This window comes from Sciscionella marina DSM 45152 (assembly GCF_000379465.1).
GTDB classification, from domain to species: domain Bacteria; phylum Actinomycetota; class Actinomycetes; order Mycobacteriales; family Pseudonocardiaceae; genus Sciscionella; species Sciscionella marina.
On the sequence record NZ_KB905409.1, the window covers coordinates 25748 to 38352 of the forward strand.

At 70.0% G+C, this 12605-nt stretch carries 5 protein-coding genes; all 5 read right to left on the reverse strand.

Features of this window, described 5'->3' with window-relative positions:
* Positions 1-92 precede the first annotated feature (92 nt).
* The 5 genes from A37U_RS0128960 to A37U_RS52025 are packed head-to-tail and all read right to left on the reverse strand — an operon-like array spanning position 93 to position 12513.
* On the reverse strand, positions 93-1193 hold the full coding sequence (locus tag A37U_RS0128960; RefSeq protein ID WP_026197719.1) for an HAD-IIIC family phosphatase: 1101 nt from the start codon (positions 1191-1193) through the stop codon (positions 93-95).
* 29 nt (positions 1194-1222) lie between these two features.
* Positions 1223-2341: an acyl-CoA dehydrogenase family protein gene (locus A37U_RS0128965; RefSeq protein WP_020500175.1), complete on the reverse strand. Its 1119-nt coding sequence runs from the start codon at positions 2339-2341 to the stop codon at positions 1223-1225.
* Positions 2334-2612, reverse strand: a complete 279-nt coding sequence (locus A37U_RS0128970) for an acyl carrier protein (protein ID WP_020500176.1) — start codon at positions 2610-2612, stop codon at positions 2334-2336. Before A37U_RS0128970 ends, A37U_RS0128965 begins: the two co-directional genes overlap by 8 nt.
* The gene (locus A37U_RS0128975; protein ID WP_020500177.1) at positions 2609-3472 is read right to left on the reverse strand and encodes a 3-hydroxyacyl-CoA dehydrogenase family protein; all 864 of its coding nucleotides are present in this window, start codon (positions 3470-3472) and stop codon (positions 2609-2611) included. Before A37U_RS0128975 ends, A37U_RS0128970 begins: the two co-directional genes overlap by 4 nt.
* The gene (locus A37U_RS52025) at positions 3472-12513 is read right to left on the reverse strand and encodes a type I polyketide synthase (RefSeq protein ID WP_240437701.1); all 9042 of its coding nucleotides are present in this window, start codon (positions 12511-12513) and stop codon (positions 3472-3474) included. Before A37U_RS52025 ends, A37U_RS0128975 begins: the two co-directional genes overlap by 1 nt.
* Positions 12514-12605: the final 92 nt, after the last annotated feature.

Genomic DNA, 12605 nt, shown 5'->3' on the forward strand with positions numbered 1-12605 from the left:
CGCCAAGGGTGACCGGCACCGGCACCGTTCAACCGAGGGACGGTGTCGGCTGAACACCGCCCTGCCTGTCCCAATACGAGGACACGATCGGCTCAGCCGAGCGACCGAGCCGCCACCTCACCGCGGGCGAGTGCGGGCGCGTGGACCCGCATGGTTGTTGGTTCCGGGCGCTCCTCGGCGACCAGGTGCCGGAACTGGATGTCGCCTCGCTCCCCGTCATCCGGTTCGGCAAGGCAGGCGCAGCTGTCCTCGGTGAACCCCGCGAACCGGTAGGCGATGTCCATCATCCGATTGCGATCGGTGCGGCGGAAATCGGCTGCGAGGTGCACACCAGCGGTGGCCGCCTCGTTGACCAGCCAGTTGAGCAGTACCGAGCCCGCACCGAAGGAGACCACCCGGCACGAGGTCGCCAGGAGTTTGAGGTGCCACACGGATTCGTGATACCCGAGCAGCAGTACGCCGACCGCCCCGTGCGGGCCGAACCGGTCGGTCAGTGTCACCGTGAGCACCTCGTGGTCCGGATCGGCAAGCAGCGCCCGCAGCTCGGCGTCGGAATAATGCACCCCGGTCGCGTTCATCTGGCTGGTGCGCATGGTCAGTTCCTCGACCCGGGACAGATCGACCTCGTCCGCGCGCTTGATCTCCATCACCAGTTCGAGTGTGCGCAGGAAGTCCTCATCCGGGCCCTGGAAAGACTCGCGCTCCGACTCACGGCGGAATCCGGCCTGGTACATCGAGCGGCGACGGCGGGCATCGATGGTGACCACCTCCGGGCTGAACTCCGCCAGCCCGGTCAGTTCGGTCGCCTGCTCCGCCGGATAGCAGCGCACCGCGGGATGATGATGGGCGACCTCCGCGCGTTCGGCGGGCTGGTCGTCGATGAAGGCGATGGTCTTCATGGCGAAGTTGAGCTGTTCGGCGATCTCCTGCACCGAGCCGGACTTCGGGCTCCAGCCGATATGCGGTGCCACGAAGTAGTCCGCGATCCCCAGTGCCGCCAACTGTTCCCACGCGTGGTCGTGGTCGTTCTTACTGGCAACCGACTGCAGGATGCCCCGTGCGTCGAGTTCGACGATCACCGCGCGGATCTCGTCGGGCAGCGCCACCTCCGGGTCCTCGAGCAGGGTGCCGCGCCACAGTGTATTGTCCAGATCCCAAACCAGACATTTGACCAGGGCCGGTTCGTCAGACACGGAATCCTCCTGTTCTCCGATGTACGGTTTCACGAGTGCTCGAGGGCGTGTTCGGCCAGAATGAGTTCGGAGATCTCATTGCTGCCCTCGATGATTTCCATGAGCTTGGCGTCGCGGTAGGCACGGGCGACCACATGTCCGTCCTGGGCGCCCCAGGACGCGAGCACCTGCACCGCTTCACCGGCGGACCGCGCGGCATTGGTGGCGCCGACGTGCTTGGCGAGTACCGCGGCCACGGCCATGTCCGGGGCCGCGGCATCCCATCGTTCGCTGGCCTGACGGCAGGCCTGGGTCGCCACTTGTTCGGCGGTGAACAGGCTGGCCAGGTGTTTGGCGACGAGCTGGTGTTCGGCGAGTGGCTTGCCGGACTGCTCGCGGACCTTGGCATGTGCGGTGGCCGCGCGCAGGCACGCGCGCAGGATGCCGACACAACCCCAGGCCACCGACATCCGGCCGTAGGAAAGCGCGGTGGTGAACAGCAGTGCCAGCGCGTGCCCTCCCCCGCCGAGCACGGCGGATGCCGGTAGCCGCACCTCGTCGAGCAGCACCCGGGAATGACCGGCGGCGCGGCACCCCATCGGATCGAGCACCGGCTCGACCGTCACCCCCGGCGCGTCCGAGGGCACCAGTACGGCGGCGGCGTTCTCGCCGTCCCGGCCGAGAACGAGGAGTAGATCGGCATAACGTGCGCCGGTGACCCATCTTTTCTCGCCGCTGACCGTCACGGTGTCCCCGGCCCGCTCGATCCGGGTGCGCATCGCGGCAAGGTCCGAGCCGGCCTCGGGTTCACTGAACCCGACCGCGGCAAGGGTTCCTCCGGTCAGCTCGCCGAGATAGCGCTGCCGCTGCGCCCGGTCGCCGAACCGCCGCACGGCCGTCGCCGCGATCCCCTGCGAGGTCATGATGCTGCGCAGCGAGCTGCACAGGCCACCGATGTGCGCGGTCAGTTCCCCGTTGCGCCTGCTGTCCGCGCCGAGACCACCGAACCTGGTGGGCACCTCGGCGCACAGGAGCCCCATGGCGCCGAGCTCGCGCAGTAACTCGACAGGGAGTTCCCCGATGACATCCCAGGTTTGCGGGCCCGTACCGATCAGCTCGTCGAGAAATGCCAGATCGTCGAGCACGGTCGGCCCGCTGGTCTCAGCCATCCGATTCCGCACCCGCACTCAGGCGCAGCACCAGTTCGGTCATCCGCCGCACACTGCGGAAGTGTTCCAAGGTCAGCTCCGGGCCGACGATCTCCAGGTCGTAGGAATCCTCCAGGTGCACCACCAGCTGCATGGCGAACATGGAGGAGACCAGCCCGGCGCTGAACAGGTCCTGCTCGGGAGTCACCGGCGAGCCGACCCGTTCAGCGAGGAAGGCCAGCAGCTCCCCCTCCACGGTCTCCGCATCGATGGTCCGGTTCGAGGCACTCATTGGTCCACCTTTCGGTAGTCGTAGAACCCCTGACCGGTTTTCCGGCCGAGGTGCCCCTCGCGGACCTTCTCCAGCATCAGGTCGCATGGGGCGCATTCCGGGTCACCGGTGCGCTCATGGAGTACCCGGAGCGAATCGACGAGATTGTCGATACCGATCAGATCGGCAGTGGCCAGCGGACCGGTGGTGTGGCCGAGGCAGCCCTGCAGCAGGCCGTCGACGACCTCAGCGGAGGCCACCCCCTCCTGCACGAGCCCGGCCGCGCGGTTGATCAGCGGGTGCAGCAGGCGGTTGATGACGAAACCGGGGGCGTCGTCGATCACCAGCGCCTCACGGCCGAGCGCGGTCAGCAATGCGGTGGCCTTTTCCATCGTGGCCTCGCTCGTACCGGTTCCCCGGATCACCTCGACCATGGTGATCAGGTACGCGGGGTTCATGAAGTGCACGCCGACCAGTTCCTCGCCGCGTGCCACCGATGTGGCCAGTTCATCGATGGGGATGCATGAGGTATTCGAGATCAGCAGGGCCCCCGGCCGCACGAGACCGGAGACCTCGGCGAGCACCTTGGCCTTGGTTTCGGGAAGTTCGGTCACCGCTTCGATCACCGTGGTCGCGTCCGCCGCGTCCTTGACCGAGGTCGTGGTGACCAGCGCGCCACGTTCCTGCCCTTCCGGCAACACGGCCATGAGCTGGGCGTGTTTGAGCTTTTGCCGAATGGTCATACGCGCGCTCTCCACCCGGTCCGCATCGAGCTCGACGAGGACCACCGGGACACCGTGCCCGAGGGCCAGCGCCGCGATATTCGTTCCCATGACTCCGCCGCCGATCACGGCGAGCCGGTGCCGCGTGTGCTCACTCATCAGAATCCGCCTTCCTGTCCGGCGAGCCAGTCCTCGACGGCCCGCGCTGTCGTGTCGGCGTGCTCGGTCATCATCGTGAAGTGGTTTCCGGGAACGGCCACTTCGGTCACCACGCCGGGAAGGCTCCACGGGGCCCCCGGCCCGCTCGTGCCGCCCGCATCCTCCTGTTCGGATGGCGCCGGTTCGGCTGCCCGGACCACCAGGGTCGGGACATCGATCCGGGGTAGTTCCCGCCAGTCGAACGCGTAATAGTGCGCGAGGGCGGTGAGCCAGTCATCGCCTCCAAGACCGTCCTGTTGTCGGTTGTTGGCCAGCACCGCACCCGGCAGTGCCGCGAGGATCTCCTCCGGCACCCCCGCGACTTCCGGAGTGAACGTGTCGATCAGCACCAGGGCCGCCGGTGCGTGGCCCTCCTGCACCAGTCGAGCGGCGAGGGCGTGTGCGACCAGACCGCCGGAACTGTACCCGGCGAGCACGAATTTCGCACTGTTCAACGATTTCCGCACACTCGCGGCGTGCACATCCAGCAGTACCTCCGGGTTGGCGGCCAGTGGCTCCCCTGAGACGAATCCGGGTGTCGGCAGCGCGGACACCCCGCGCAGACCGCGGAAACTCCGGCCGAACCGGGCGAACTCCTGCGCGTCCGCCGTGCCCGCGAAGGAGGGCAGGCAGACCAGCCCCGGCACCGCCGGTCCACGCGAGACCGCCACCAGCTGCGGCACACCGTCCAATTCGGACAGTTCAGTGAAGGACCGCCGGAACGCCGCGAGCCCGCTGACCAACCGCATGGCCTCCACCGCGCGGCCTTTGCGTGCGGCACGGAGATACAGCGTGGCAAGGGATTCCAGCGGTGCGACGGGTCCGGGCTCGACTTCGGCCGCGATGTAACGGCGCGGATCGGCCGCGTCCTCGGACCGCTGTTTGTCCGTTGTGGACAGTTCCGCCTCGAGCCGGTCGCGTAGCTGAGCGGCGAGTATTCCCGGCGTGGGATGGTCGAAGGCAAGCGCGCCGGTCAGCCGGAGGCCGGTGACCATGCCCAGCCGGTTGCGGAATTCCACGGCGGTCAGCGAGTTCAGGCCCTGCTCCAGGAAGCTGGTGTCGATCTCCACCGATTCCGGAATGCTGTGCCCGAGCACCGCCGCGGCCTGTTCGCGCACCACATCGAGGAGGATCTGCTCCCGTTCGGGCCCGGCGGCCGCGGTGAACCGTTCGCGCAGCGCGGGGCCACCTGCGCCGGTCGACACCTCGCGCACCACTCGCGGAGCCGGAGCGAGCCCGCGCAGTACCGCGGGCAATCGGCCACCGCCCCTGGCGACCGCGCGCAACGTCGGCACGTCCAGCGGAGTCGGTACGAGCAGTGCCTCGTCCCGCGCGAGGGCGAGATCGAGCAGGGCCAGGCCCTGTTCAGTACTGAGCGTGCCGACGCCGGTACGGCTGAACTTGGCACGCTCGGTACCGCCGACCGCTTCGCCCATGCCGTTGGCCTCGGCCCACAGCCCCCAGGTCAGCGACACCGCGGGCAGACCCGCCGCGCGCCGGTGGGCGGCGATGGCATCGAGGAACCCGTTCGCGGCGGCGTAGTTGCCCTGTCCCGGTGCACCGAGGGTGGCCGCCGCGGACGAGAACAGCACGAACATATCCAGGTCGCGGTGGCGAGTGAGCCGGTCGAGCTGCCAGGCGGCATCGGCTTTGGGGCGCATGACCGCATCGACGCGTTCCGGAGTCAGCGAACCGATCACGCCGTCATCGAGCACACCGGCGGCATGCACCACGCCGGTGAGGGTGGGCGTGCGGTCGAGTACCCCGGCCAGTGCGGATTCCTCGGTGGCATCGCAGGCCAGCACGCGCGTGGCCACCCCGCGGCCGGCCAGCTCAGCGGCCAGTCCGGCGGTGCTCGCGGCGCAGGGACCTGAGCGGCTGGTGAGCAGCACCTCACCGGCCCGTCCGGTATCGGCCATATGCCGGGCGACGATTCCACCGAGGGTGCCGGTGCCGCCGGTGATGAGCACCGTTCCGGCGGGGTGCGGTGCCGCGGAGTGCGGCGGAAGGGTCAGCACGGCCTTGCCGGTCTGCCGTTCGGAGGACAGGAACCGGATCGCGTCCCCGGCCCGGCGCACGTCCAGGACCCGTACCGGCGGCAGGACAGGACCATCCGCGGCGATCACATCCACGACCTGCGCCAGGGTTTCCCCGACGACGGTGTCCTCGATATCGGCCGGGCCCTCGACGACATGGTCCATCTCCGGGAATCGCGTTCCGGCGTCACCGGGAGCGGCCAGGTGTTCGGGGTCGAGGCCATGTTCGGCGAGGGTGGCCCACTGACCGGGCTCGGCGATGCCGAAGACCTCGAGCCCACGGTGCCTGGCGAGCGCCACGGCGGCCAGTCCGGCCGCGGTCGCGGCGGCGCGCACGAGCACCCGCTGGCCGGGAACCGCCGCGGTGAGGGCACGCCATGCCCAGGTGTACGCCACCGGCACCGCCGCCGCAGTCGCGAAGGACCAGCCCGCGGGCATCGGGGCGAGTAGGTAGGCATCGGTGACGGCGAGCGGGCCGACGGCACTTGGCGCCACACCCAGTACCCGGTCCCCCACCGCGAGAGCAGCCACCCCCGGGCCGGTAGCCACGACGATTCCGGCGATCTCCCGGCCCAGTGCTCCGGTGTGCGCGGAGAGGTCGGCATAGTCGAGTGCGGCTGCCCGGGCCGACACACGGACCTGACCTTCACCCAGCGGTTCGGCCGCCTCCGGGTGGGGCTCCAGTGTCAGTTCGGCCGCTTCGGGTGCCGTGGCGGTGAGGCGCCACGGGTGCCCTTCTGGGGGCGGAACCAGTCCGTTACCCGGGCGCGCAAGCCGCCGGGTGTAGGCGCCGCCCGCACGCACGGCGAGTTCGGTTTCCGCGCTGCCCAGCGCGACGGCCAGGACAGCGATCGGCTCGGCACCGGGATCATCGGCCGGGGGCAGGTCGGCGAGGACCAGCCGCTCGGGATTCTCCGACTGCGCGGAGCGGACCAGTCCCCACACGGCGGCACCGGCCAGATCGGTGACGTCCGCACCGGGAACCGTGGCCACGGCGGACTGGGTGACCAGCACGAGCCGCGCGGGAACCAGCCGCTCGGTGGACAGCCAATCCTGCACGAGGCCCAGCGCCTCTCCGGTCACCCTACGGGCCTGTTCGGCAGGCGCCCCGTCGCGCCGCGCGGGGCAGGCGAGAACGGTCTCCGGAGCGCTCTCCCCCGCCTCGACGGCAGCGACAAGGTCGGCAAGACCGTCGTAACAGCACACATCCAGGCCGGCCGCGACGAGCCCGGCGGCCAGTCCGAACGGGTCCGCGCCGAGGACCGCCCAGCGACCGGCGGGCGGTGTGGTGGCGTGCACCGGGGTCCAGTCCACACCGAACAGCGCCTCGCTCGCGCGCTCGGCCGCGCTCGGCCGGTCCGCGGCGGTGGCCTTGCGCATCACCAGGGAATCCACGCTGAACACCGGGGAGCCGGTGGTGTCGGCCGCGGTCATGCCCAGCCCACCGCCGTTGTTCTGGTGCAGCCGGACACGCACCGCGCGGGCCCCTGTGGCATGCAGGGAAAGGCCGGTCCAGCCGAACGACAGCCAGGTCTCTCCGGATTCCCAGCCGCCGGTGGCGAACACACCCGCCTGCTGGGCGGCGTCCAGCAGTGCGGGGTGGAGACCGAACAAGTCGGCATCGGCTGCCACCTCCTCGGACAACGCGACCTCGGCGTACACATCGCCGTCGCGCCGCCAGACCGCCCGGAGGCCCTGGAACGCGGGCCCGAACACGTATCCGCCCTCGGCGGTGACGGTGTAGAACCCGTCGGTGTCCACCGGTTCGGCCCCGGCGGGCGGCCAGGTCGCGAGATCGTCCTGGGGCGCGGGTTCGCGCATCTCGGCGGTGGGGGCGAGTTGCCCGGAGACGTGCCGGACCCAGGGCATGTCCTCGGCGGCGTCGCCGGGCCGGGAATGGATGGTCAGTTCGCGGCGCCCGGTGGCATCCGGTGCGCCGACGGTGGCCTGCACGCGTACCGACCCGTCCTCGGGCAGCAGCAGGGGCGCTTCCAGCGTGAGGTCGTCGACGCGAGCACAGCCCGCCCGATCGCCTGCGGCGAGGGCCAGTTCGGCGAACGCGGCACCGGGCAGGATGACGGTGCCACGCACGGCGTGGTCGGCCAGCCAGGGATGGGTGCGCAGGGAAAGCCGTCCGGTGAACAGGAATCCGGCGCCGTCGGCGGATTCGACCATCGCGCCGAGCAGCGGGTGCCCGACCGGTGTCAGGCCGAGATCGGCAGCACCGTCGGCGGCGGCGCCATTGGGCTGGGGCCAGTAGTGCTGGTGCTGGAAGGCGTAGGTGGGCAGCTCGACCCGATTGCCACCGCCGAGCACCGTGGCCCAGTCGATCTCCAGCCCGTGCACATGCGCCTGCCCCAGCGCATTCAGTACCCGCTCGGCACCACCGTCTTCCCGGTGCAAGGTCGCGACCACCACCGGATCCGGCAGATGCGCCCGCGCATCGAGCATCTCCTCCACCGCGGTCAGCAACACCGGATGCGCCGAAACCTCGACGAAGGTGCGGTATCCGGACTCGGCAAGGCTCAGCGTGGCCTCTGCGAATCGCACGGTCTGCCGCACGTTCGCGTACCAGTAATCGGCGTCCAGTTCGCTGCCGTCCATCCAGCGGCACTCGACGGTGGAAAAGAACCGGATATCCCCGGATGCCGGAGCGATATCGCCCAGCGATTCGGCCAGCTCCGTCCGGATCGGTTCGCACAGCGCGGAGTGCGCCACGAAGTCCGTCTGCGGGACGCGCCAGCGCATCACCCGGCGTGACCGCAACTCCTTCTCGAACTCGACCAGCGCCCCCGGCTCACCGGAGACCACGGTGGCGGACGGACTGTTCACCGCCGCAATCGACAACCGCTCGCCCCACGGCTCCAGGATATCGCGGACCTGCTCGGCGGGCAGCACCACCGACAGCATGCCGCCCTCGACGTCCAAGCCACTCAACGCCCGCGACCGCAAGGCCACCACACGGGCCCCGTCCTGCAACGACAAGACCCCGGCCACACACGCCGCGGCGATCTCTCCCTGGGAATGCCCGATCACCACATCCGGTGTCACCCCGGCCGCCCGCCACACCTCGGCCAGCGAAACCATGATCGCCCACAGCGCCGGTTGCAACACATCGGCACCATCCAGCTCCGGAGCACCCTCGGCCCCGTCGAGGACATCGACGAGATTCCAGTCCACAAAGGACGACAACGCCCGCCCGCACTCGGCGAACCGCGCGGCGAACACCGGCGACTCCACCAGCAGCCGCCGTCCCATTCCCGGCCATTGACTGCCCTGGCCCGGAAACACGAAGACCACTCCACCGGCGCCACCAATCGGGACGCTGCCCGTGATAGCCCCGGACTCGGGCTGTCCGGTCGCTACCGCGGCCAGCCGGCGGACCAGGTCGGCGCACTCGGCACCGACCACCACAGCCCGATGTCCGAACACCGAACGCGTCGTCGCCAGCGACCACGCCACATCCGCGGCAGCCAGCCCGGGCCGCGTCCAAGCGAATTCCCGCAACCGGCCCGCCTGTGCCGCCACCCCCTCGGCCGTACGAGCGGATACCGGCCACGCCCGCACATCCGTGGTCAGCACCGGAGTGCGCTCCGCCTCGGCCACCTCTTCTTCACTCACGGGTGGTTCCTCGATGACCACATGCGCATTGGTGCCGCTGATACCGAAACCGGAGATGCCCGCGCGGCGCCGGGTGCGCTCGGCAGGCCACGGCACCGGATCGGTGAGCAGCCGCACCTGCCCGGAATCCCAATCGATGTGCGGGGACCGCTGCTCAGCGTGCAGGGTGCGCGGCAGCACCTGATTGCGCATCGCCAGGATCATCTTCATGATCCCGGCCGCTCCGGCCGCCGCCTGAGTGTGACCGAGGTTGGATTTGATGGAACCGAGCCACACCGGCCGGTCGCGGTCCTGACCGTAGGTCGCGATCAGCGCACCCGCCTCGATCGGATCACCCAGAACAGTGCCCGTACCGTGCGCCTCCACGGCATCCACATCCGCGGTGGACAATCGCGCGTCGGCCAGCGCAGCCCGGATCACCCGCTGCTGCGCCGGACCATTCGGCGCCGTCAAACCGTTCGAAGCCCCGTCCTGATTCACCGCGGTACCCCGCACCACTGCCAGCACCGGATGCCCCAGGCGACGCGCATCGGACAACCGCTCCACCGCCAACATCGCGGCCCCCTCGGCCATCCCCATGCCATCGGCCTCAGCGGAAAACGGCTTGCAGCGCCCGTTTTCGGCCAGCGCCAGTGCGGATCCGAAACCGAACGCTCCCGGTGTGGGCATCACGGTCACGCCACCGGCAAGCGCCAGTGCACACTCTCCGGATCGCAGCGCCCGCACCGCCAGATGCAGCGCCACCAGTGAGGAGGAGCAGGCGGTGTCGACGGTGAGAGCAGGCCCTTCCAGGCCCAGGATGTACGAGACGCGGCCGGAGAGCACGCTGCCGCCGTCGCTGGCCGGGGTGTAGCCCTGCATCGAGCTCTTGGCGAGGACGTTGGCGTAGACCTGCAGCCAGCCACCGGCGAACACAGCGGTCCGGGAACCCTTCAGCGAGGTGGGCGCGATGCCCGCTCGTTCCAGGGCTTCCCAGGACACCTCCAACAACAGCCGCTGCTGCGGATCCATCGCCAACGCCTCACGCGGCGAAATCCCGAAAAACCCCGGATCGAACTCGGCCGCGTCGTGGACGAAACCGCCTTCCTGGCCGTAGAGGCCCTGGATGTCCCAGCCGCGGTCTTTGGGAAACGGGGCGATAGCGTCGGTTCCCGCGGCGAGGAGGTCCCAGAGCTCATCTGGACTGCCGACGCCACCGGGGAAACGGCAGCCCATGCCGACGATGACGATCGGGTCGTCATCCGCAGCTGAGGCGACGTGAACCGGCCGGTCCGGCTCCGCCTGCGTGCCGCCGAACAGCTCGCCGAGGAGGTAGCCGGTCAGCGCGGTGGCCGAAGGGTAGTCGAACACGAGGGTCGAGGGCAGGTACAGGCCGCTGGCCTCGGTGAGACGGTTGCGCAGTTCGACAGCGGTGACCGAATCGAAACCCATATCGCGGAACGCACGGTCGGGTTCGACCTCCTCGGAACCAGTGTGGCCGAGAACGGCGGCGGCCTCGGCCCGGACGATTCCGGTGAGGGTTTGTGCGCGCTCGGCCGGCGGCAGCGGGGCCAGCCGCTGGGCCAGTTCGCCCTCGGTGGTCCGTTCGGTGTGCTCACCGGGACCGGCGAGCGCGCGGACGGCTTCCGGCAAGGCGGCGATCAGCGGGCTGGGCCGGCGCAGGGTGAACGTGGTCGCGAACTGTGCCCAGTCCACATCGGTCACGGCGAGCAGGCCGTCGCGATTGTCCATGGCCTGGGCGAGCGCCTGAATGCCCCGGTCGGGGTCCATCACCCGCAGTCCGTAGCGGCGCAGCTGCGCGCCCGCGTCACCGGCACCCATACCGCCGCCTCCCCACAGTCCCCAGGCCACCGAGGTGGCGGCAAGCCCCCGGGACCGGCGGCGCTCGGCGAGGGCGTCCAGGGCACCGTTGGCCGCGGCGTATCCGGCAAGCAGTCCACTGCCCCAGATGGCGGCGCCCGAGGAGAACAGAACGAAGGCGTCCAGGTCGAGGTCCGCGGTCAGTTCGTCGAGCCAGTACGCGCCGCCGACCTTGGCCGCGGACAGCTCGGCGAGGTGTTCGACGGTGGTGTCCGGCACGAACGCACCGTGGGCGACACCGGCGGCGTGCGCCACGGTGGACAGGGCCGGTCCGGTCGCGGCGATGCGGTCCAGCAGCCCGGCCAACGTGGCGCGTTCGGCGGTGTCGCAGGCGATCACCTCGACGGCGCTACCGCGTCCGGCGAGGTCCGCGAGCAGCGCCGGTACCCCGGCGGCAGCCGGACCGGATCGGCTGGTGAGCACGATCCGCCGGGCGCCCCGTTCGGCGAGCCAGGCCCCTGTCTTACCGCCGATGAGACCGGTTCCGCCGGTGATCAGCACGGTGCCGCGCGGGGTGAAGGAGGCGCGGTCGGCACGTGGCCGGGGCGCGCGGACCAGACGGCGGGCGGCGAGGCCCGCGGGGCGGATCGCAACCTGGTCCTCGCCGTTGCCCGCGAGCACGGCGGCGAGCCGGGTGGCGGCACGATCGTCCAGGGTGGCTGGAAGGTCGATGAGCCCGCCCCAGTGTTCCGGTAGTTCCAGGCCGACCACCTGCGCAAGTCCCCATACCTGGGCCTGCGCAACGGAAGGGGTCTCACCCGGAACGGCTGCGACCGCACCGGATGTGAGTGCCCACAGCGGTGCCCGTACGTCGGTGTCGGCCAAGGCCTGGACAAGGGCGAGGGTCGCGGCGAGGCCGGTCGGCACGATGGGGTTCCCGGCCAGCGGGGTTTCGTCCATGGCCAGCAGTGACACGATTCCGGCGAGCTCGCTTTCGGAGCGGGCGGCGGAGACGATGGCGGCGAGGCCGTCCCGGTCGATCGTGCCGGTCTCCACCAGGCGCACCTCGGCGCCGCGAGCACGCAGTGCCTGCACACAGGTGTCGGCGATCTCGGTGGCATGGGTGAGAACGAGCCAGGTTCCGGACAGCACGGATGTTGCCGGCTCGGTGACCGGTTCCCAAGTGATCCGATAGCGCCAGTCTGCGACCGCGGATTCGTCACGTTCGCGACGCCGCCAGGATGCCAGCGCGGGCAGCACCTCACTGAGTTGCTCGCCGGTCAGCGCCAGGGTGTCGGCGAGCTCACGCACATCCCCGTTTTCGACCGCGGCCCAGAAACTCGCGTCCGCGGCAACTCCATCCACTTCGGACACTTCCGGTTCGGTGTGCTGGGGCCAGTATCGCTGCCGTTGGAAGGCGTAGGTCGGCAGATCCACGGTCGCCCCGGGCTTGAGCACCGCGGACCAGTCCACCGCGACACCGCGCACGAAAGCCTCCCCGAACGAGGTCAGCAGCCGGTCCGCGCCACCATCATCACGGCGCAACGTGCCCACCACCACCGGATCGGAATCCTCCAACGTATCGGTGATCGCCCCGGTGAGTACCGGATGCGGAGAAGTCTCGATAAACACCCCAT